A 22235-nucleotide genomic window follows, 5' to 3' on the forward strand; every position below is an offset into this window, starting at 1 on the left:
TGATGCAGAATAAAAATAAAACCGTAGTCAAATCTATGGCGCTGCTTAATTTGTTTTTGCATAAACCAAGCCTAACCTTAAGTGAACTGGTGTCGCTGACGGGAATGCCGAAGACCTCTGTTCACCGGATGGTCAGCTCTTTGGAGGAAATGGGGTTCCTCAGTCGGGATGTGTCCGGCGCTTATTCGCTGGGATTGGTGTTTTTGGAATTCGGACAGCTTGTCGCTGACAGGCTGGATATCAGAAAAATAGCGAAACCGGTGATGGAAGAACTGTGCCGGGAAGTGGATGAAGCCGTGCAGTTGATCATGAGGGACGGCAATGAAGCGATATACGTTGAGAAAATAGAAGGGACACAGACTGTGCGGCTGTATACGGCGATCGGCAGGCGTTCCCCCCTATACGCGGGAGCGTGCGCCAGAAGCATTCTGTCCTTTCTTCCCCGTGAAGAAATCGAAGCATACATCAAACAAACCGAGCTCATTTCGATTGGCTCCGGAACGATTACCGATCCCGAGAAACTGCTTCAGGAGATTGATGCCTCTGTGCAAAATGGCTATACTGTCAGCTATTCAGAGCTCGAAAACTATACGGCGGCGATCGGCGCCCCGATCTTTAACCATAAGCATCAGGTGGCAGCCGGCATTAGCATTGCAGGCTTTGAAGCAAGATTTACAGAAGACAGGCTGCCCTATTTAACAGAAAAGGTGAAGGACGCCGCTTTACAGATTTCAAGAAAAATAGGATATACATAAGTAGCCAATCTTTTCTCTGCTGCGTACATTAACGTATCGACGTTCAAGAGTGGAGGAAAGAACATGGTGCTTCAATATACAGCTCTGGGCGATTCCTTAACGACAGGGAGAGGCTCCGGGCTGTTTTCACCCGGCTTCGTCCAGCGTTTTGGGGACATGATGGAAGCTGACTTGAAAACAAGAACGGCAATAAACATATTTGCCAGATCAGGCCTGAATACAGAAGAGATTTTGGGACTCCTGTCATATCCCTATGTGCAAAAATGCATTCGAGATGCTGATATGATAACGATCACAGGGTGCGGAAACGATCTCATTGATTCGGTCTTAGCCTACCAAACCTCTAAGGATGAAACGATTTTCAGCCGTGTATCCGCCCATTGCCATGAGAATTTTGAAAAGATGATTGCCAAAATCGCCGAGATTAAAGGAGAAAATCCTTCCCCGTACGCCATCCGAGTGTTCAACTTATACAATCCATTTCCCGGCATTGAAATCGCCGGCAAATGGATCACATCCTTTAATTCACATTTAGAAACACTTGCAACAGCACCCCATGTCAAAATCGCGGATGCCTATAGCATCTTCAAAGGCAAGGAGCGGGAATATCTGTCCTTTGACGGTGTCCATCCGAACTGCAAAGGCTATCAAGCGATGGCTGAAGCCGTTCACAAGTTAGGCTATAAAGAATGATCAGTTTCATAGAAAACGCGCCTCATGACAGGCGCGTTTTTTATGTGTGATCGAAATATTAAAAGAAACTTAAAATTCACTGTCTTCTGTTCTACAGACAAACAAAGTGCGCTAGAATAATGGAGGGCGTAGGCAAATATAGCCATAACGTTCAATATTTCGTATATAAGGAAGGATGGTCCTTTTGTTTCGGATTTTTAAAATGTCTTTTGCGGTTATCATTATTATACTGGCGCTTATTGCTTTTAACTATACGGAACACACCTCTGTTATCCAATCGGTCATGCTCGTCTTTCTTGGTGCGGTCATGTTTATGCAGGGGCTTGAAGAACGCAAAAAAGAAAATGACGGCTCAGGCGCTTTTAATATTTATACCGCCGTTTTTGTATGGTCTGTCTCCCTTATCGGTTTTACACTTCATATTATATAAATCTATTACACATCCTGAAAATGCTCGACCGTCGGGAACGGGGTATAGAACTGATGAAGCAAGGCTTTCCACTCTTGATACTCTGAAGAACCGCGAAAGCCTTCCGTATGGTCCTCAAGTGTTTCCCACTCCACAAGAAGCAGATATTTATGCGTTTCCTCCATGCATTTTGATAACGAGTGAGTGATATAGCCCTTCATGCCGGAAATAATCGGCGCCGCTTGCCGGAATGCATCCTCAAACTCTTGTTCAAGGCCTTCTTTAATGTGAAGCATTGCTGCCTCTCTGACCATGCTATCCCTTCTTTCTGTCTTTTCAAATAGTCTACAGCAAACGATAGGAGATTTCTGCAAAATCGGTGAACTTTTCCTTCATTTTCAAAAAAATCTTGCACGCACCAATTCAATTAAGAGAAAATAACAAGTGGAAGGCAGGGGAAAGTCATGTTAAAAAAGTGTATTCTACTAGTATTTCTATGCGTCGGATTGATTGGGTTAATCGGATGCTCCAAAACAGATTCACCAGAGGATCGCATGGAAGCATTCGTGAAACAGTGGAACGATCAGCAATTCGATGACATGTATCAAAGCCTGACTAAAGATGTCAAAAAAGAAATCTCCAAAAAAGATTTCGTCAACAGGTATAAAGCCATCTATGAGCAGGCCGGCGTAAAAGATTTGAAAGTCACTGCGGGAGAAGTAGATAAGGACGATCAAGACAACAAGACGATGAAACATATCCCGTATAAAGTCAGCATGAACACAAATGCCGGCAAAGTCAGCTTCAAGAATACTGCTGTGCTGAAATTAGAAAAAACAGATGACGAGGAGTCATGGAATATAGATTGGGACCCATCGTTTATTTTCAAGCAGCTGGCTGACGACAAAACCGTGCAAATTATGAGCATTGAACCGAAACGAGGCCAAATTTACGATAAAAATGGAAAAGGTTTAGCTGTCAATACAGATGTTCCGGAAATTGGAATTGTTCCCGGAGAACTTGGCGATAAAAAAGAGAAAGTTATAAAAGAACTCGCCAAAAAACTTGATTTGACTGAAGACGACATCAAGAAAAAGCTGGATCAAGGCTGGGTAAAAGACGATTCGTTTGTGCCGCTCAAAAAGGTCAAGCCTGACCAGGAGAAATTAGTTTCTGAAGCGACGTCATTACAAGGCGCAACAAGAACGAATGTCAGCTCCCGCTATTATCCGTATGGCGAAAAGACAGCCCATTTGACAGGCTATGTCCGCGCCATTACAGCGGAAGAACTGAAGAAAAAGAAAGAAGGAACGTACAGCGATACGTCTAACATCGGTATCGCCGGACTTGAAAATGTGTATGAAGACAAGCTAAGAGGCACAACTGGCTGGAAAATCTACGTGCCGCAAACCGGGGAAGTCATCGCTGAAAAGAAAGCAAAGGACGGCGAGGATCTTCACCTCACAATTGATATCAAAACGCAAACGAAGCTGTATGATGAACTGAAGGATGACAGCGGGGCGGCAGTCGCGCTGCAGCCGAAGACAGGCGAAACACTCGCCCTTGTCAGCGCGCCTTCCTACGATCCAAACGGATTTATTTTCGGCTGGAGCGATAAGGAATGGAAAAAGCTAAACAAAGATAAAAACAATCCGTTTTCAGCGAAATTCAATAAGACATACGCGCCAGGTTCTACCATTAAACCGATTGCGGCTGCTATTGGAATCAAAAACGGCACCCTTAAAGCCGATGAGAAGAAAACAATCAAAGGCAAGGAGTGGCAAAAAGATTCGAGCTGGGGCGGCTATTCAGTGACACGTGTGTCTGAGAGACTTCAACAAGTCGATTTGGAAAACGCCCTTATTACGTCAGACAATATTTATTTTGCCCAGAATGCGCTTGATATGGGAGCGGACACCTTCACAAAAGGCTTGAAGACATTCGGTTTTTCAGAGGACGTTCCGTACGAATTCCCGATCCAGAAATCGTCTATTGCAAATGACAAGCTTGATTCAGACATTTTGCTTGCGGATACAGGCTACGGACAAGGGCAAATGCAAATGTCTCCGCTTCACTTGGCAACTGCTTACACGCCATTTGTTGACAATGGAGACCTTGTCAAACCGACGCTGATCAAAAAAGATTCACAAACAGCTGATGTTTGGCACAAGCAAGTGGTCACCAAGGAAGGAGCGGCAGACATTACAAAAGGTCTGAAAGGCGTTGTGGAAGATGAGCGCGGATCAGCGTATCAGCCTGTCGTGAAAGGAATCACAGTGGCTGGGAAAACAGGAACAGCCGAGCTGAAAACATCAAAAGATGATAAAGACGGCACGGAAAATGGCTGGTTTGTCGGCTACGATTACAAAAACAAAGACCTGCTTGTCGCCATGATGATCCAAAATGTGCAGGACCGCGGCGGCAGCCACTATGTCGTTGAGAAAGCGAAAAAGCAATTTCAATCGAATTAAAATGTCTTTTTAAAAGGAGCGAAAGGAAAAAGGGGATCTGAGGCCGAATGAACTAGTAAGGGGCAAAACCCGGTTTATACAAAGAAAAGAGGGATTTTGCATGCAGCGTATTCAATTGGCGGAGGATCTTCAATTTTCAAGAGTCATACACGGGCTTTGGCGGCTGAATGAATGGAACTATTCAGATGCTGAACTGCTTAGCCTCATTGAATGGTGTATCGATCACGGCATCACGACCTTTGATCATGCGGATATTTACGGAGGCTATACGTGCGAAAAGCTGTTTGGAAACGCCCTTGCCCTTTCGCCTGGATTAAGAGAAAACATAGAGCTGGTCACAAAATGCGGTATCGTTCTTGAATCGCCTGAACGGCCCGCTCACAGATCGCATCATTATAACACAAGCAAATCGCATATTTTGGCATCCGTTGAGCAATCGCTTATGAACTTAAGGACGGATTATATTGATGTGCTGTTGATTCACAGACCGGACCCGCTCATGGATCCGGAGGGGGTAGCAGAGGCGTTTCAGGCCTTGAAATGCTCTGGCAAGGTCAGGTACTTTGGCGTTTCAAATTTTAAAGATCACCAGTATCGGATGCTGGAATCGTATTTGCCTGAGAAGCTCGTAACCAACCAGATTGAGCTTTCCGCATACGAATTAGAAAATATGCTCGACGGCACTTTGAACCTGTGCCAGGAAAAACGGATTCCGCCGATGGCTTGGTCGCCTCTGGCAGGCGGCAAAGTATTCACTGGAAACACGGATAAAGACCGGCGTGTCCGCACGGCGCTAGAATCTGTCCAAGGGGAAATCGGCGCCGCTTCATTGGGCGAGGTCATGTACGCATGGCTGTTCACGCATCCGGCCGGCATCATGTCGATTGTCGGAAGCGGAAAGCGCGAGCGGATTTCCGCCGCGATAAATGCGTTGTCAGACAAGCTTGACCAGGATCAATGGTTCCGCATTTTTACAGCCGTACAGGGTTACGATATTCCATAAAAAGCATCAGTTTACCAGCTGATGCTTTTTCAATATTGTCACACCGCTTAGTGCCAAATTACCATTTATAAGTGATTGATTCTTTCTTGAAAGCGTTTTATATTAAAAGGAAACCTCTCTATATCCTCTACTGCATCTCCTTGCGACTTCATCCGCACATCAAGATTGTCTAGGAGGTCTTTTTTATGTATATGACTGCCAGAGAACAAAAGCTGTTAAAGCACTTATTATTACAAAACAGATATACAACCGTAACTGAGCTTGCTGAGCTGATGCAAGTCAGCACGAGAACCATTCACAGGGAACTCAAATCAATTAAACCGCTGATGGAAACCGTGGGGCTTACATTAGATAAACAGCCCGGTAAAGGGTTGAAAGCAGTGGGAAGTCCCGAGGATAAACAAAAGCTGCTTACTGATTTATCATATGAACAGCATGAATACAGCGCCGACGAACGGAAACTGCTCATTCTTTGTTCGTTATTAGAGTCTCAGGAGCCCGTCAAACTGTACACGCTTGCTCATGATCTCCAGGTGACGAATGCCACGGTCAGCTATGACTTAGATGAGCTCGAGAAGTGGATTTCTCCCTTCGGACTGACACTGATCCGCAAAAGAGGTTTTGGCATCCAGCTCATAGGACCGGAGAATGCGAAACGGAAAATTGTCGGCAACTTGATTGTGAACCGTCTCGACATCCAAATGTTTTTGGAAGCGGTTGAATTAAACATCAAAGGAAAAACCGATTCTTCAGAGAAAATGTTCGGTGTTGTCAGCAAAGGTGAGCTGCTAAAAATGGAGCGCATCTTATTTCAGCTCAAAGAAAAAATCGCTTTTTCATTGTCCGACAGCTCCTATATAGCGCTTGTCGTCCATCTGACGTATGCGATCGAACGAATTAAGCTTGGGGAAACCATCACCATGGAGGAAAATGAGCTTGAGGAACTGAAGAATGCGAAAGAATACAGTTCGGCTCTTGAAATCGCGGGCGAGCTTAAACGTGCCTTCGGCGTGACGATTCCAGAGGCGGAGGTCGGCTATATTACAATCCACCTTCGAAGCGCCAATCGAAAATACAAAACAGAATATAAAGCGCAGGAAATTGAGCTGGAAACAGCCCTGCAAACAAAGCGGCTCATTGCTTTTATTTCAGACAAAATCAGAATGGATCTGACGAAAAACTACTCTTTATATGAAGGCTTGATTGCCCATTTGGAGCCGGCCGTCAGCCGCATAAAAGAAAATATTGAGATATACAATCCGATGAAGGAACAAATCAAGCGCGATTATTTTCTGCTTTATATGGCGATCGAAGAAGGCGTCGAAAAGTATTTTCCGGGCATGTCCTTTTCTGATGATGAAATCGCTTTTATCGTTCTTCACTTTGGCTCGGCTCTTGAAATCAAAAAAGAAGAAGCAAAAGTGAAAGCGCTTGTCGTCTGCTCAAGCGGGATCGGCTCCTCGAAAATGCTTGCCTCCAGACTGAAAAAAGAGCTGCCGGAAATTGAATCGTTTGATATGTCATCCCTGATCGAGCTAAAGGGGAAGGATGTTCAAGCCTATGATATGATTGTGTCCACTGTACCGATTCCTTATGAAAACATTGATTACATCATGGTCAGCCCGCTATTAAATGAGGAAGACACAAACCAGGTCAAGCAGTATATCAAGCGGAAGATTCCCCTTATTCTTAACAAAAAAAGAAGCCCGAAGGAAGAGGCGCAGCAAGCTGATGTACCTGACATGCTAGAGGCGGCGGAAAGCATAGGGCGGTATATGGAGGTTATCCAAGATGTTCTGCGCCATTTTACGCTAGCTCCACTCAAAACAAACCCGGATCATAGCATGCTTCTGTTAGAGCTTTTTCAACAGCTGAAGAAGGATGGCCTGATCCGTGATCCGGAAAAAGCCGCGGTTTGCCTGGCTGAGCGGGAGAAACAAGGGGGATTGGGAATCCCCGGAACAAACATGGCGCTTTATCATCTCAAAAATGATGAAATCGTCCTGCCTTTTTTCAAAATGTTTGATCTCAGCACCTCCTATGAAGTGGATGGCATGGACGGAAATACCCTCAGAATGACACGCATTCTCGTCATGATGGCGCCTAGCTCATTATCTGCTGAAGGCTCGGAGATTTTAAGCGCGATCAGCTCGGCAATTATCGAGAGCGGAGAAAGCATGGCGGGGTTTCAGGAAGAAGGAGAACAAGAATTGTATCAGCGGTTAAACCGCATATTTTTCACATGGATGAAAGAAAAAAACATACTGTAAACCTTCATGGCACACGTCAAAAATTTGGCGTGTGTTTTTCTGTGGATGGGGAACAAAATAAGAAAATGTGGGACTATTTTATCATTCAGTATTGGAATAATTCCAAAATGAAATAGTTTTACAAGTTATCTTTTTTGGGTTAAAATGGGTGAGGTAAGGAAGAAAATCTAACAAATTATTGAAGATTCAAGAGAATATAGGAGATGACGATATGGAAACATTACAGCATCTGATTCTGCATGACATGCCGAATAGCGAAGAAATAGAGGCTGTAAAAAGCGGAGACCATACACTGACATATAAAGGTTACCGCAAACGGATTAATCAGCTGGCGAATGCCATGCTTCAAAAAGGAATTCAAAAGGGCGACCGTGTTGCATTGCTTTGCAAAAACGGCCATCCCGCATCAACTGTTATGTTCGCCGCACTTGAAATAGGTGCTGTTGTCGTACCTGTCAGCTGGCAGTTGAAACCATATGAAATGACAGGCATTTTAAAAGCAAGTGAACCGAAAGCGATGTTTTACGGAGCGGAGTTTAAAGAGACACTGGATGAAGTTCTTCCTGAATTGTCCTCACTGTGTGTAACAATGGAAACAGGAACAGCTTACGAAACATCGGCTGAATTTGAAGCGCTGTTTGCAGGTCCTGATCATTTGCCAGAGACGGAAATGGTTTCCCCTGATGATACAGCACTTCTGATGTTTACATCTGGAACAACGGGAAACCCGAAAAGATGCATGATTACACATGGCGGCATATACAGATACGTTAAAAAATCCAACAGCTCAATAGCACGCATGAAGGGCCTTCGTTTTCTCGCGTGCCATCCGATTTATCATACGAGTGCGCTCATTTGCATCATGCTTGGAACGTTTGCAGAAACAACCTTTGTGTTTACAAAGGATCAAGATCCTGTTCACATGCTGAAGGTCATTGAAGAAGAAAAAATTCAAACTGTGATGGCTCTTCCTGTGTTTTACACGTATTTGCTTGAAGCGTGGGAAACGCATCAAACCGACTTATCTTCGCTTGTGATTTTAATGACAGGCGGAACAAAAGTGCCGAGCAGCCTGATCCGCCGCTATCTTGATATCGGCATTCCGCTCGCGCACGGCTATGGAAGCACTGAGGCTTGGGGCATCAGCACATGGCTGCCTGAGATGGGAATGGATAAAGCGGCATCTGCGGGGAAACCTGTGGAAGGCGTTAAAGTCAAAGTCGAAGATCCTGAGACGGGAGAAGAACTCCCTCAAGGAGAAATCGGCGAAATCGTTGTTCACACGCCATTCTTATTTAAAGGCTATGAAGACAATCCTGAAGCAACAGCGAAAGTGCTGAAAAACGGCTGGTTCAAAACCGGAGATTCAGGATATGTAGATGAAGATGGCTTTATTTTCATCACGGGACGCTACAAGGATGTCATTATTTACGGAGGCGATAACGTCTATCCTGATCAGGTTGAAGAAGTTATCCAGCAGATCCCGGGAATCCTTGAAACGGCTGTGGTCGGTATTCCAGACCCGCTTTACGGTGAAAAACCGAAAGCTTTTATCGTGAAAAATGGCGGCCAGCGCATCACGGAAGAGGATGTCATCGCATTTTGTAAAGAACGCCTGTCCGCTTACAAAATACCTGAAGTTGAATTTGTTAACGAACTGCCGAAAAACAACCTTGGCAAGGTGAAAAAAGACGTCCTGCGCAATCAGGCTGTACATTCATAAAAGAAGAAGCCCGCCCACTTTATGTGGCGGGCTTCTTTGCAGTTGCACAGACGGAAAGCTCAGGCTTAATGTTCTTAAATTGTATATCAATGTCTTCGAAGCCGGCTGCTTTAAAGTCAGCAATGATCTGTCTTCCAAATGATTTGGTTTTCTCAGGACTGGCATCCGCTTCCCGCGGCTGCATCGTAATGGCTGCTTTGCCGCCTGGCTTTAATGCCCGATAAATCTGTTTCATGCCTTTTGTTTGGTCATTCCAAATGGTGTAGTTGTTAACGGAAATCACTTTATCATAAAACGAGGCGGGGAGAGGAAATGTCTCGATGCTTCCTTGTATCAGGCGTACGCCCTTTGGTTTCACTCTGCGGGCGGCCAGTTTCAGCATGGCCTCTGACACATCAATCCCATGAAGATGAACATCCTTCTCGCGTTTCAGCATCTGCTGCATGCAGTATCCCGGGCCAAACCCGACTTCTAAAATGCTGTCCCCGCGCGTGATACCCAACTGATTGATTGTCCACTGATTCAGTGTTTGATTTTCAGCAGCCATGATGTACCCGGCAATCATGCCGATGACGCCCTTTGGCCTGCTGAATCTTCTAGAAAGCATGTTAATCATTCAGCAACCAACCCCCTTTTTGAGTTAATTTCCTCCCAGCGTTCCATGTGAAACATTTTTCTGATAAAGCAATGCGAAGGTGCCAAGCCATGTTTATCCAAAGAGTGTGTGAGGTACACAACAAATAGACATGAAAACAAAGGAGGAGAATCATCATGGCAAATTATCCAAAAGAACTGCCGGCACAAACTCAAAGTCGCCAGCCGGGAATTGAAAACGAAATGAATCCAAGTCCGGTGTATGAGTACGAGGATTATAAAGGGGCAGACAAATTAAAAGGAAAAGTAGCTCTTATTACAGGCGGCGACAGCGGGATCGGACGCGCGGTTTCCGTCGCTTACGCAAAGGAAGGCGCAGACATCGCCATTGTGTATAAGGATGAGCATGAAGACGCTGAGGAGACGAAGAAACGTGTTGAACAAGAGGGCGTAAAATGCCTGCTGATTGCTGGTGACGTAGGTGAAGAGGAATTCTGCAATGAAGCGGTTGAAAAAACAGTCAAGGAACTAGGCGGCCTTGATATCCTTGTCAACAATGCAGGTGAACAGCATCCGAAAGAAAGCATCAAAGAGATTACGAGCGAACAGCTTCACCGCACATTCAAAACAAACTTTTATTCTCAATTTTATTTGACTAAAAAAGCAATTGATTACCTGAAACCAGGCAGCGCCATCATCAATACGACATCCATCAACCCGTACGTAGGGAACCCGACACTGATTGATTATACAGCGACAAAAGGGGCGATCAACGCCTTTACAAGAACAATGGCGCAGGCGCTTGTCAAAGACGGCATCCGTGTAAATGCAGTCGCGCCGGGTCCAATCTGGACGCCACTGATCCCAGCTACGTTCCCTGAAGAAACAGTTGCTCAATTTGGGCAAGATACGCCGATGGGCCGTCCTGGACAGCCTGTTGAGCACGTCGGCTGTTATGTGCTTCTGGCATCAGATGAGTCCTCTTACATGACAGGACAGACCCTGCATGTCAACGGCGGAAACTTTGTGACGACATAAGAGGGAGTGAACATATGGGCATCACGAAAGAAGAAGTGAACAGCTACTATCAAAAAGCAGGGATTGTATTAACGGACGAGGAAGTAGACCAAATCCAGCTGATGGATTACGGCTTAGGAAAAGAAAGAAAAGTCGGGCTCCAGCTCTTCGTCTACGTCAATACAGACCGTTATTGCTCAAAGGAATTGGTGCTGTTTCCGGGACAGACTTGCCCGGAACACCGACATCCACCGGTCGACGGCCAGGAAGGCAAGCAGGAGACCTTCCGCTGCCGCTACGGAAAAGTGTATCTTTACGTAGAAGGAGAAAAAACGCCGCTTCCAAAAGTTCTCCCTCCTCAGGAAGACAGAGAACACTATACGGTCTGGCACGAAATTGAGCTAGAACCGGGCGGGCAATACACGATTCCACCAAACACAAAGCATTGGTTCCAGGCCGGGGAAGAAGGTGCTGTCGTGACGGAAATGTCATCGACGAGCACGGATAAACATGATATCTTTACCGATCCAAGAATATAAGGATGGGCTTAAACAGCCCATCCTTTTTTTGTATTGAAAAAAACAGAATCATCGCTATAATGGGTAAAAAAGGAAAGAGGGCGAGGCAATGTTCACTTGCAAGGTAAATGAGCACATCACCATCCGATTATTGGAGCCGAATGATGCGGAGCGGCTTGCCGAACTCATTATCCAAAATCAGCAGCGGCTCAGCCAGTGGCTGTTTTTTGCGGAAAATCCAAGCAGCGCTGAAACGTATAGAGAAACACTCATTCCAGATTGGCGGCGGCAATATGCCGACCTGAATGGCATCGAAGCGGGGCTCCTTTATGACGGCAGCCTATGCGGCATGATCGGGCTGCATAACCTTGATCAAGTGAATCAAAAGGCGGAAATCGGATATTGGATTGCCAAAGAATTTGAAGGTAAAGGCATTATTACAGCTGCCTGCCGAAAACTCGTTACGTATGCTTTTGAAGAGCTTGGGCTGAATCGTGTGGCAATCTGTGCGGCAGTCGGAAACAAAAAAAGCAGAGCGATTCCGGAGCGGCTCGGGTTTCTAGAGGAAGGAAGGGCACGGGATGGCTTATACGTAAACGGCAGGCATCACGACCTCGTCTACTACAGTCTGTTAAAGCGTGAATGGGAAGGCGAAAAATAAAGAGCACACTTTCTTGTTTAAATCTTCCCCGGATGTGGAAAAGTAACAGCGGAGACGTTAAAAAGGAGTGATTCGAGATGAATCAGCAAGACATTAAACAAAAAGTGCTTGATGTTCTAGATCACCATAAAGTAGGTTCGCTCGCAACAGTTCAAAAGGGCAAACCGCATTCCCGCTACATGACTTTTTTCCATGACGGGCTGACGATTTACACACCGACAAGCAAGGAAACTCATAAAGCAGAAGAAATTGAGAACAACCCCAATGTCCACATTTTATTAGGCTATGATTGTGAAGGTTTTGGCGACGCATATGTCGAAGTTGCCGGAAAAGCCAAAATCAACAATTCGGCAGAACTCAAGGACAAAATATGGAGTTCCAAATTAGAGCGCTGGTTTGACGGCAAGGATGATCCGAATCTGGTGATTCTTGAAATTGAACCGGAGGATATCAGATTAATGAATGCCGGGGAGAAAACACCGGTCTCACTCGAACTATAAAAAATTTGTGTTTTCAGGGGCAATATGTTATTATGAATAGCTAGTAAGAAAAATAAGCAAATAAAAAAGAAAGTAAACTTCTTTTTTCTGTTTTGAGAGAGAAGCTTACCGCTTCCCAAGCAGCATAACCAGCTGCCCTTATTCTTTTCCTTCATAACAAATCGCCCCTAACGATGAGATGGAAAAAAGACTTTTTTGTTTTACAATTCACACCGGCGCGGCTTCGGAGCCGCAGTGACGATTGAGAGGTAGGGCTTTCGTTGTCTTGTGTTCAAGAAATTTCCATGGTGTTTACTTTCCAGAATGATTCTTCGGAACAATGCTTTATGAATCTAACCCGCCTGACTTGGCGGATGATATAATCTTTATTTGCGTATAGAAAAGAATAAGACAAACCGCCCGGCGTACGCCGGACGGTTTTTTTATTGCAAAAAACACATCGTACTGAAACCTCCTTGTCTTCTTTCTAGTCTTATCTCTAGGATGAAATTGGAGGAAGAATAACGTGCATGTCATTACAACACAAGTACTTTTTATTTTTTGTTTTTTATTGCTGATTCACTCGATAGAAACCTTAGCCTATGCTACAAGGCTTTCCGGGGCCCGCGTTGGATTTATTGCGTCCGCGCTTTCTCTGTTTAATGTCATGGTCATCGTATCCAGAATGTCGAACATGGTGCAGCAGCCCTTTACCGGGCATTTAATTGATGATGCTGGAAAAAACGCACTGGCGATTGTAGGGGAGCAGTTCCGCTTTTTAATTTTCGGATCGACAGTCGGCACCATTTTGGGCATTATCCTGCTCCCGTCTTTTGTCGCTCTTTTTTCACGGGCGATTATTCACTTGGCGGGCGGCGGCGGCTCCGTTTTTCAAGTTTTCCGAAAGGGATTCTCGAAACAAGGATTCAAAAATGCCCTTTCCTATTTGCGTCTGCCGTCTATTTCATATGTAAAAGGATTTCATATGCGCTTGATTCCGAAGCGTTTGTTTGTCATCAACATGCTGATTACATCGATTTATACAATTGGCGTGCTTTCGGCTTTATACGCAGGCCTTCTGGCGCCGGAGCGCAGTACGACAGCCGTCATGGCTTCGGGTTTGATCAACGGAATTGCGACGATGCTGCTGGCCATTTTTGTTGATCCTAAAGTATCTGTTCTAGCTGATGATGTGGCAAAAGGAAAACGAAGCTATATCTATTTAAAATGGACCTCTGTCACAATGGTCACATCAAGGGTGGCGGGCACACTCCTCGCCCAGCTCATGTTTATTCCAGGGGCCTACTATATCGCTTGGCTGACAAAGTGGTTTTAATAAAAAAGGCTGGATCATAAAAATCCAGCCTTTTTTGCGTTCCCTTATTTATATTTCCTTAATCCGCGGTCGTACAAAAAATTCCCGAATGGGACGAAAGCGGCGACGAAGCCGGCAGCTGACCATTTCAGCGGCCATTTGACAGAGAAGGTTGCATAAGCCAAGACAAGCAAATACAAAATGAACAACCCGCCATGAACCGAACCGACAATTGTCACCGCAAGCGGAAGGCCTGCCCAATATTTAAGCGGCATAGCGATGAACAACAGGATTAAGAGTGACATTCCTTCAATAAAACCCATCGTGCGAAGTCTTCCGATCGGCGTGTGCAGCATAAATCGCCCTCCTTGTGGACACGTTTTCATTTTATACTATAAACAATCCGGAGGGGCATATGACAGCTTTCAAAAAATGTTCGGAAAACATTCATTTTTACATGCCTTTTCTAGGGAACTGTACTTGTCATTTACAAAAATACCCGAGATAATGTGTACAAAATCAAAAAAGAAGGATGTTGAAATGAAACTTGACCAGATTGATCTGAATATCATTGAGGAGCTGAAGAAGGACAGCCGTTTGTCGATGAGGGAATTAGGCAGAAAAATTAAACTGTCGCCTCCATCTGTAACAGAACGGGTAAGACAGCTTGAATCGTTTGGCATCATCAAGCAATACACGCTGGAGGTCGACCAGAAAAAACTTGGGCTTCCTGTTTCCTGCATTGTGGAAGCAACCGTTAAAAACGCGGATTATGAGCGGTTCAAAAGCTATATTCAAACATTGCCGAATATTGAATTTTGCTACCGGATTGCGGGTGCAGCCTGCTATATGCTGAAAATCAATGCCGAAAGCCTCGAAGCGGTAGAAGATTTCATTAACAAAACATCACCCTACGCGCAAACCGTCACTCACGTCATTTTCTCAGAAATTGACACGAAAAACGGGCGCGGTTAGAGAGTGCCGCGTGAAGTCTGTTATAATAACAGGATGAGTGTGAAAGAAAGAGAAGTGATCAAGCATGTCAAAAACAGTTGTATTAGCTGAAAAACCTTCAGTCGGCCGGGATTTAGCCCGGGTGCTGAAGTGCCATAAAAAAGGAAACGGTTATCTCGAAGGCGATCAATATATTGTGACCTGGGCTTTAGGCCATTTGGTGACGCTTGCTGATCCGGAAGGCTACGGAAAAGAATTTCAATCTTGGCGCTTAGAGGATCTGCCGATTATCCCAGAACCCTTGAAGCTTGTGGTGATAAAAAAAACCGGAAAGCAGTTCAATGCAGTCAAATCCCAGCTTACCCGTAAAGACGTCAATCAGATTGTCATCGCGACTGACGCAGGCCGGGAAGGTGAGCTTGTTGCGCGCTGGATCATTGAGAAAGCGAATGTCCGAAAACCAATCAAGCGGCTGTGGATTTCATCAGTGACGGATAAAGCGATCAAGGAAGGTTTTCAAAAGCTGCGCAGCGGCAAAGAATATGAAAACCTGTACCATTCTGCCGTCGCCAGAGCGGAAGCGGATTGGATTGTGGGGATCAATGCCACCCGTGCACTTACCACAAAATTCAATGCCCAGCTCTCATGCGGGCGTGTGCAGACTCCGACGCTTGCCATGATTGCAAAGCGCGAGGCAGACATTCAAGCGTTTACTCCCGTTCCATATTACGGCATCCGTGCTGCAGTCGACGGCATGACGCTGACGTGGCAGGATAAGAAATCAAAGCAGACGAGAACGTTCAATCAAGATGTAACAAGCCGTTTGCTAAAAAATCTCCAAGGAAAGCAAGCGGTCGTAGCTGAGCTGAAAAAAACAGCGAAAAAAAGCTTTGCGCCTGCGCTTTATGATTTAACGGAGCTGCAGCGTGACGCCCACAAGCGCTTCGGTTTTTCTGCTAAAGAAACGCTTTCTGTACTGCAGAAGCTATATGAGCAGCATAAGCTTGTCACATATCCGCGGACGGACTCTAGATTTTTATCCAGTGACATCGTCCCGACGTTAAAAGACCGTCTGGAAGGCATGGAAGTAAAACCGTATGCCCAATATGTCAGCCAAATTAAAAAACGCGGCATTAAATCTCATAAAGGATATGTCAATGACGCGAAGGTGTCAGACCACCACGCGATTATCCCGACCGAAGAGCCGCTCGTTCTCAGCAGTCTGAGTGATAAAGAACGAAAGCTGTATGACCTGATTGCGAAACGTTTCCTGGCTGTATTAATGCCTGCATTCGAATATGAGGAAACAAAGGTCATCGCAGAAATCGGCGGAGAAACCTTTACGGCGAAAGGCAAAACCGTGCAGTCGCAAGGGTGGAAAGCCGTTTATGATATGGCGGATGAGGATGATGAGCAGGAGGATGACAGAGATCAGACACTTCCTGCGCTTCAAAAAGGCGACACACTTGCCGTCCGCACGTTAACGGAAACAAGCGGCCAAACGAAGCCGCCTTCCCGCTTTAATGAAGGGACCTTGCTGTCAGCGATGGAAAACCCAAGCGCATTTATGCAGGGAGAAGAAAAAGGCCTCGTCAAAACGCTTGGAGAAACAGGCGGCCTCGGCACGGTGGCAACGCGTGCCGACATTATTGAAAAACTGTTCAACAGCTTTTTAATCGAGAAAAAAAACCAAGATATTTTTATCACTTCTAAAGGAAAACAGCTCCTGCAGCTTGTTCCGGAGGATCTGAAATCACCGGCCTTAACAGCAGAATGGGAGCAGAAGCTGTCTGCGATTGCGGCCGGCAAATTGAAATCGGCTGTTTTTATTAAAGATATGAAGGCTTACGCTCACCAAACGGTAAAAGAAATCAAAAACAGCAGCCAAACCTTCCGACATGACAACATCACGGGAACGGCATGTCCGGAATGCGGCAAAATGATGCTGAAAGTAAACGGCAAACGCGGGACGATGCTCGTGTGCCAAGATCGTGAATGCGGAAGCAGAAAAACGATTGCCCGAAAAACAAACGCACGCTGCCCGAACTGCCATAAACGAATGGAGCTTCGCGGCCAAGGCGAGGGCCAAACCTTTGCGTGTGTGTGCGGTCACCGTGAAAAGCTCTCTGTATTTGAAAAACGAAAAAACAAAGACAAAGCGCGTGCTACCAAACGGGACGTATCCTCTTATATGAAAAAACAAAATAAAGATGAGCCGATTAACAATGCGCTGGCAGAACAGCTGAAAAAACTCGGTTTGGATAAATAATAGAAAAACCTGTGCTTATCGCACAGGTTTTTCTATTGGACTTAGGTCCTGTTTTCTTAATGTTCAAAAAGGGGGAAAAAAAGCTAGCAATCTGCATTTTTTTCTTTTATAGTAAATGTACTTTGTAACATGGCAGTCATATTTTCGTCTATAACTATTTGTGAGCGTCTGATTTGCTTCAGGCGACAAAGGGGGATTTGCCTGTGAGGCATGTACTAATTGCTGTCATCTTATTCTTCTTATCTATCGGACTTTCCGCAGGGTGTGCTGAAGCTGGAAACAAGATTCAAAATCAGTCGGCGACAGAAGTGAATGCCAGCCCGCTCCAGCCGGCGGAATATTTCATCTATTACAATTTAATGAATGACAAAGGGCTGATCAAAACCGATTTTTCAGACCAGCCTTCTTACTTGTCGGAATCTCTCGGACTGTGGATGGAGTTTCTGCTCAGCAAAAATGACGCACCGCATTTCCAGGATCAATATCAGCATCTGACTGATTCATTTCTGATGAGCAATCACTTGGTGACGTGGAAGATTCAAAATGGCCAAGCGAGCGGGACGAATGCGCTGATAGATGATATGAGAATTATGCTGTCTCTTGACCAAGCCGCCGAAAAGTGGGGCCGCAGCGACTACGCGCAAACGGCTAGGGATATCGGCACGTCTTTGAAGACATACAATATGAACAACGGGTTTTTTACAGACTTTTACGACTCACAGGCCGCTTCAAAGGATGTGACAATTTCATACGTCATGCCTGATGCCTTAGCTGTCTTAAAGAAGAATGGAATCATAGACGAAGAAACAGAACAGCGGAATGCCAATGTTCTCTATTCAGCTCCTTTAAAAAATGGCTTTCTGCCGAAGACATACAGCTCGGAGACGAAGGAATACACATATGATAGTGAAATCAACCTGATTGATCAGCTTTATGCTGCTTGGCATTTGCCGGAAGGGGATGAAAAAGCATCTGTTTTAGCGGACTGGATCAAGCAGGAATTTCAGAAAAACGGAAAGCTGTACGGGCGGTATTCGGCAGATACCAAGGAGCCTGCCGTCCAATATGAGTCTCCATCCGTATATGCCTTAGCCGCATTGTTTTTGACAAAACAGCATGAAAACAGTTATGTCATCAAAGCCATATATGACAGAATGAATGACTTTGAAATTCATGATCCGGTGAAATCGTATTATGGAGGCTATATGAGCGGCACTCAGACGCATTCATTTGACAATCTGCTGCCGCTGTTAGCCGAAAGGAAGCTTTTTAATGAAAATATCATTCAGTGAATCACAAAAATTATTTGCTTATTTTTCAGGGCTCATCGCGGCCCTGTCTTTGTTTATTTATTATGTGCCAGCCCAGCAATCAGAAGGTGCTCTGATCCTTTGCATCACATTTGTCGTCATCGCCGCAGGCATCTGGTTCGGCCCGATTTACGCGCTGGCAGTGACCTTAATCGTACTCTTTGTTCTCGGCACCTTAATGATGTTTTTCCAGACTGGACAGACATCGCTCTTTCCGGCTGAGGAAGGGCTGCGAATGCTTGTCGTGTGGGGAATCGCGCTTTTGCTGTTTTCTTTTATTTCTGGAAGAATCCACGATATTACAGCAGAGCTTCGGCGCTCAATGACACGGCTTCAATCCGAAATTAAAAGCTATGTTGCTGTTGACAGAGTGACTGGTTTTGATAACAAGCAAAGGATGAAGCTGGAGCTTTCAGAAGAAATCAAGCGGGCGGAGCGCTACGGCAATTCTTTCGTTTTTTTGCTGCTGCATATGCATTATTTCAAAGAGTTTAAGTCTTTGTACGGTGAAAAAGAAACGGACCGCCTCTTCCAATATGTCAGTCAGCAAATCAGGACAAGCGTTCGGGAAACGGATAAGAAATTCCGTCCCTCTGACGAGCGTATCGGGATCGTGCTGACGCACACGCCTGCTGAACATATGCCGGCCGTTCTGACTAAGCTGAAGAAACAATTGGATACATATCAGCTGGAAAATGGAAAGTATGTGTCGCTTACGTTCCACGTTTGCTTTTTGCCTTACCGCAACGATATCAAAACAGCTGAACAATTTTTAGAAGAACTGGAAAACGAGATGATGATGAATGAACTATAAAGGGATCACACTGCTATGCGTCATGATGCTTCTATTTTTAGCTATTGCGTCTTTTCCCGTTTCTGCGCAAGCGAAAGATCAGGATGCCGGCATTCTCATCATCTATTCAACCTTGGATGGCAAAGAGTCGTCACAAGTCAAAATGCTCGATTTGCTTGCGGGCCACTTTACATCCCATGTGACAGTCAAAAAAGATTCAGACGTTGAAGCGTCGGATTTCAAAGGGAAAGACCATGTGATTTATTACGGCCAAACGAAAAGAAAGCTCAGCAAAAAACTGCTGTCTCTTATCAGCGGCGTAAAAAAACCGGTTGTCGCCATTGGCTATAACGCAGGCCAAATCAGCCAATTTTCCGGGCTTTCATTAGCCCGCAAAGAAAATGTGTTTCAGGTTCACAGCAGGTCGGAAAAGGCCGATGTGTCTCTGGAAAGCGGGCTTAACGTGCTGAGTGTATCAGGCCTGAAAGGAACGGCGCTTTACACCTTCAAAGCCGATGACGGCACAACGCATTCTTTTATATGGAAAACAAAAAAAGGGAATGTGTACATTGGATTAACAAATTTGTTAAATGACAATTTAATCGTGGCGAAACAGCTCAGAGAAGCTTTCGGAGAGAAGGCGGGGACGACGTTATTGTATTTGCGTCTCGAGGATATCAGCCCGATGTCTGATGAAAAATTGCTGCTTCAAGCCGGTACATACCTGCATAAGCGGCATATTCCTTTTATCCTGGCGGTCATTCCGGTTTACTTGAATCCGGAAACAGGCGACAAAGTGTATTTGTCTGATCAACCGAAGATGGTCAAGGTGCTGAAAAAGCTGCAAAGCATGGGCGGCAGTATCATTGTTCACGGCTATACTCACGCTTATCGCTACAGTGAAACAGGAGAGGGCTTTGAATTTTGGGATGCAAAGGCGGATCAGCCGATTACATCCGGAAATGCCGAAGACCCCCCGTCCGTTTTGGAGAAAGAACAGGACTTCCCGAACGAACAAGCCTATCACAGCTATCTCGAACCATTTCGGGAAAAGGAAGAAACGTATACAAAACAAAAACTGACGCGTGCCATTGAGGATTTGACATCGTCGGGTCTTTACCCGCTGGCGTTTGAAGCGCCGCATTACACGATGTCCGATTATGGCTATCAAATCGCCTCGCAGTATTTTACAAGCATTTTCGGCCAGGTCCAGCTCAGCAGCACAACATGGAAAACATCCGGTGCACCTCCGTTTGTGACTGCTCCTTCGATATTGCACGGAATGACGCTTTATCCGGAAACGATCGGCTTTGTCGACACATCAAAGCAAAACCCGCTCGGTGAGATGGAGGAGCACATCTCCCAGATGATTGATTTTGAAGGCGGAGTAGCCGGTGGATTTTATCACCCGTACCTTGGGATGAAATATCTGCCGGAGCTGGTTGATCAGATGGAACGCATTCCAGACAGTGAATGGCTTGATTTAAAGAAAACGAAACAAACCGTCAAAACAGACAAAGTGGAAATTCATACAAGCGGTGACGGAACGATTCAGGTGAAAAACGGCGTAAGCGCCATTGACGAGTTTTTCGATCATCACCGGCAAACCCCTCTTGAAAAGGCGTTATGGATTCTCTCCGCTGTTGTGCTCTTATTTGTCATCATGTTTGTCAGTTATACGTTTTACTTGAGAGCCACATTGAAAAAACGAATTTTTAAGGAGAGAAGAAGCCTTGGGTAATACGCTGTTCTTTATCTCGCTAAGTTTAATATGGGTGATGCTTCTCTACCACATGTTCCTCATGCAGGGCGGGTTCCGCCACTATATGACCTTCGAACGGAATATCCCGAAGTGGAGAGAAAACATGAAGGAATTGCCGAAGGTCAGCGTCCTCATCCCGGCGCATAACGAAGAGGTTGTGATTCGGCAGACGCTGAAGGCCATGGTCAACCTTTATTATCCGAAGGACCGGCTGGAGATTATCGTCGTTAACGATAATTCATCAGACCGGACGGGTGATATCGTCAATGAATTTTCCGAGAAATACGATTTCATCAAAATGGTGATTACGAAGCCGCCAAATGCAGGAAAAGGAAAATCCTCTGCACTTAACTCAGGTTTTGCCGAATCAAACGGCGATGTGATCTGTGTGTATGACGCCGACAACACGCCTGAGAAAATGGCCGTGTATTACCTCGTGCTCGGCCTGATGAATGACGAAAAGGCAGGCGCCGTGGTAGGGAAATTCCGCGTCATCAATGCAGCGAAGACGCTGCTGACGAGGTTTATTAATATCGAAACGATCTGTTTTCAGTGGATGGCCCAGGGAGGCAGATGGAAGTGGTTCAAAATCGCCACGATCCCAGGCACCAACTTCGCGATCCGCAGAAGCATTATCGAAAAGCTCGGAGGCTGGGATGACAAAGCGCTCGCTGAGGACACTGAACTGACCATCCGGGTGTATAATCTCGGCTATCACATCCGCTTTTTCCCTGCCGCCATCACGTGGGAGCAGGAACCGGAAACATGGAAGGTATGGTGGCGCCAGCGCACCCGATGGGCGCGCGGCAATCAATATGTCGTGCTCAAATTTTTGGCGCAGTTTTTTAAGCTGAAACGAAAACGGATTATCTTTGATTTGTTTTATTTTTTCTTTACGTACTTCCTGTTTTTCTTTGGCGTGATCATGTCGAATACGATTTTTGTTGTGAATTTGTTTTATGATTTGCATTTATCGGTTGGATTTTTGGCAATGATTCTCTGGATTTTGGCATTTTTCTTATTTATGACAGAGGTCATGATTACGTTGAGCATTGAAAAAACAGAAATGAACAAGCAAAACTTTTTTATCGTATTTCTCATGTACTTCACATACTCGCAGGCATGGATTGTGCTTGTTATCTACTCTTTATTCGTAGAAATCAAGCACCGTTTATTCAAGCAAGAGGTCAAATGGTACAAGACAGAACGATACAATCAACATAAAAGCGGGTGACCTTT

At 45.3% G+C, this 22235-nt stretch carries 21 protein-coding genes; 18 read left to right on the plus strand and 3 right to left on the minus strand.

All coding sequences use genetic code 11. The features are described from left to right. Positions 1-2: 2 nt before the first annotated feature. The 3 genes from AC0OMA_RS02365 (at position 3) to AC0OMA_RS02375 (ending at position 1878) form a co-directional block, all read left to right on the plus strand. Positions 3-755, plus strand: a complete 753-nt coding sequence (locus AC0OMA_RS02365; RefSeq protein WP_015482811.1) for an IclR family transcriptional regulator — start codon at positions 3-5, stop codon at positions 753-755. 63 nt (positions 756-818) lie between these two features. Then, on the plus strand, positions 819-1448 hold the full coding sequence (gene lipC, locus AC0OMA_RS02370; RefSeq protein ID WP_063336071.1) for a spore germination lipase LipC: 630 nt from the start codon (positions 819-821) through the stop codon (positions 1446-1448). A 184-nt stretch (positions 1449-1632) separates the two neighbouring features. After that, a complete protein-coding gene (locus AC0OMA_RS02375) occupies positions 1633-1878 on the plus strand; it encodes a YczI family protein (RefSeq protein ID WP_003240256.1) in 246 nt (81 codons plus the stop codon). Positions 1879-1883: 5 nt separating this feature from the next. Here the strand turns inward: AC0OMA_RS02375 and AC0OMA_RS02380 are convergent, their stop codons facing one another. Then, entirely contained in the window at positions 1884-2171 is a 288-nt protein-coding gene (locus tag AC0OMA_RS02380; protein WP_063336072.1) for an antibiotic biosynthesis monooxygenase family protein, read from the minus strand. A gap of 150 nt (positions 2172-2321) precedes the next feature. On the opposite strand from AC0OMA_RS02380, the gene pbpC reads away from it, so the two are divergent. The 4 genes from pbpC to AC0OMA_RS02400 all read left to right on the plus strand — a co-directional run bounded on the left by pbpC (position 2322) and on the right by AC0OMA_RS02400 (position 9324). Next, on the plus strand, positions 2322-4328 hold the full coding sequence (gene pbpC, locus AC0OMA_RS02385; RefSeq protein ID WP_474221861.1) for a penicillin-binding protein 3: 2007 nt from the start codon (positions 2322-2324) through the stop codon (positions 4326-4328). A gap of 100 nt (positions 4329-4428) precedes the next feature. Next, a complete protein-coding gene (locus tag AC0OMA_RS02390; RefSeq protein ID WP_015382794.1) occupies positions 4429-5331 on the plus strand; it encodes an aldo/keto reductase in 903 nt (300 codons plus the stop codon). A gap of 185 nt (positions 5332-5516) precedes the next feature. Then, positions 5517-7601: a mannitol operon transcriptional activator MtlR gene (gene mtlR / locus AC0OMA_RS02395; protein ID WP_015382795.1), complete on the plus strand. Its 2085-nt coding sequence runs from the start codon at positions 5517-5519 to the stop codon at positions 7599-7601. A gap of 211 nt (positions 7602-7812) precedes the next feature. After that, entirely contained in the window at positions 7813-9324 is a 1512-nt protein-coding gene (locus tag AC0OMA_RS02400; protein WP_015382796.1) for a class I adenylate-forming enzyme family protein, read from the plus strand. Between the two features lie 19 nt (positions 9325-9343). Here AC0OMA_RS02400 and AC0OMA_RS02405 read toward each other — a convergent pair whose 3' ends face one another. After that, positions 9344-9940 (minus strand): class I SAM-dependent methyltransferase, encoded by a 597-nt coding sequence (locus tag AC0OMA_RS02405; protein ID WP_015482815.1) that lies wholly within the window; start codon positions 9938-9940, stop codon positions 9344-9346. 155 nt (positions 9941-10095) lie between these two features. Here AC0OMA_RS02405 and AC0OMA_RS02410 point away from each other — a divergent pair, with 155 nt between their 5' ends. From AC0OMA_RS02410 to amj, 5 genes are all read left to right on the plus strand, one after another. Next, positions 10096-10956: an SDR family oxidoreductase gene (locus tag AC0OMA_RS02410; protein ID WP_015382797.1), complete on the plus strand. Its 861-nt coding sequence runs from the start codon at positions 10096-10098 to the stop codon at positions 10954-10956. Positions 10957-10970: 14 nt separating this feature from the next. After that, positions 10971-11474 carry a D-lyxose ketol-isomerase gene (gene lyxE / locus AC0OMA_RS02415; protein ID WP_003234400.1) on the plus strand — a complete coding sequence of 168 codons (504 nt, stop codon included), beginning with the start codon at positions 10971-10973 and terminating at the stop codon, positions 11472-11474. 88 nt (positions 11475-11562) lie between these two features. Further along, on the plus strand, positions 11563-12114 hold the full coding sequence (locus AC0OMA_RS02420) for a GNAT family N-acetyltransferase (protein ID WP_063336078.1): 552 nt from the start codon (positions 11563-11565) through the stop codon (positions 12112-12114). Positions 12115-12191: 77 nt separating this feature from the next. Continuing rightward, on the plus strand, positions 12192-12614 hold the full coding sequence (locus AC0OMA_RS02425; RefSeq protein ID WP_003234396.1) for a pyridoxamine 5'-phosphate oxidase family protein: 423 nt from the start codon (positions 12192-12194) through the stop codon (positions 12612-12614). Positions 12615-13119: 505 nt separating this feature from the next. Beyond that, positions 13120-13929, plus strand: coding sequence for a lipid II flippase Amj (amj, locus tag AC0OMA_RS02430; protein WP_003234394.1), 810 nt, complete (start codon positions 13120-13122; stop codon positions 13927-13929). A 44-nt stretch (positions 13930-13973) separates the two neighbouring features. On the opposite strand, the gene AC0OMA_RS02435 is transcribed toward amj, so the two are convergent. Further along, entirely contained in the window at positions 13974-14264 is a 291-nt protein-coding gene (locus tag AC0OMA_RS02435) for a DUF3817 domain-containing protein (RefSeq protein ID WP_015252794.1), read from the minus strand. Between the two features lie 184 nt (positions 14265-14448). Here AC0OMA_RS02435 and lrpC point away from each other — a divergent pair, with 184 nt between their 5' ends. The 6 genes from lrpC (at position 14449) to AC0OMA_RS02465 (ending at position 22230) form a co-directional block, all read left to right on the plus strand. Next, entirely contained in the window at positions 14449-14883 is a 435-nt protein-coding gene (lrpC, locus tag AC0OMA_RS02440; protein ID WP_003246585.1) for a transcriptional regulator LrpC, read from the plus strand. 64 nt (positions 14884-14947) lie between these two features. Next, on the plus strand, positions 14948-17131 hold the full coding sequence (locus AC0OMA_RS02445; protein WP_047182112.1) for a DNA topoisomerase III: 2184 nt from the start codon (positions 14948-14950) through the stop codon (positions 17129-17131). A 203-nt stretch (positions 17132-17334) separates the two neighbouring features. After that, positions 17335-18423 (plus strand): glycosyl hydrolase family 8, encoded by a 1089-nt coding sequence (locus tag AC0OMA_RS02450; RefSeq protein ID WP_015482816.1) that lies wholly within the window; start codon positions 17335-17337, stop codon positions 18421-18423. Next, positions 18404-19255 (plus strand): cyclic-di-GMP receptor EpsK, encoded by an 852-nt coding sequence (gene epsK / locus AC0OMA_RS02455; protein WP_015382803.1) that lies wholly within the window; start codon positions 18404-18406, stop codon positions 19253-19255. The genes AC0OMA_RS02450 and epsK overlap by 20 nt, the downstream gene beginning before the upstream one ends. A gap of 10 nt (positions 19256-19265) precedes the next feature. Next, on the plus strand, positions 19266-20975 hold the full coding sequence (locus AC0OMA_RS02460) for a DUF2334 domain-containing protein (RefSeq protein WP_322840167.1): 1710 nt from the start codon (positions 19266-19268) through the stop codon (positions 20973-20975). Further along, the gene (locus AC0OMA_RS02465; protein WP_014475851.1) at positions 20968-22230 is read left to right on the plus strand and encodes a glycosyltransferase family 2 protein; all 1263 of its coding nucleotides are present in this window, start codon (positions 20968-20970) and stop codon (positions 22228-22230) included. Before AC0OMA_RS02460 ends, AC0OMA_RS02465 begins: the two co-directional genes overlap by 8 nt. Positions 22231-22235: the final 5 nt, after the last annotated feature.

The sequence above is a fragment of the Bacillus sp. AMCV2 genome, from assembly GCF_056033925.1.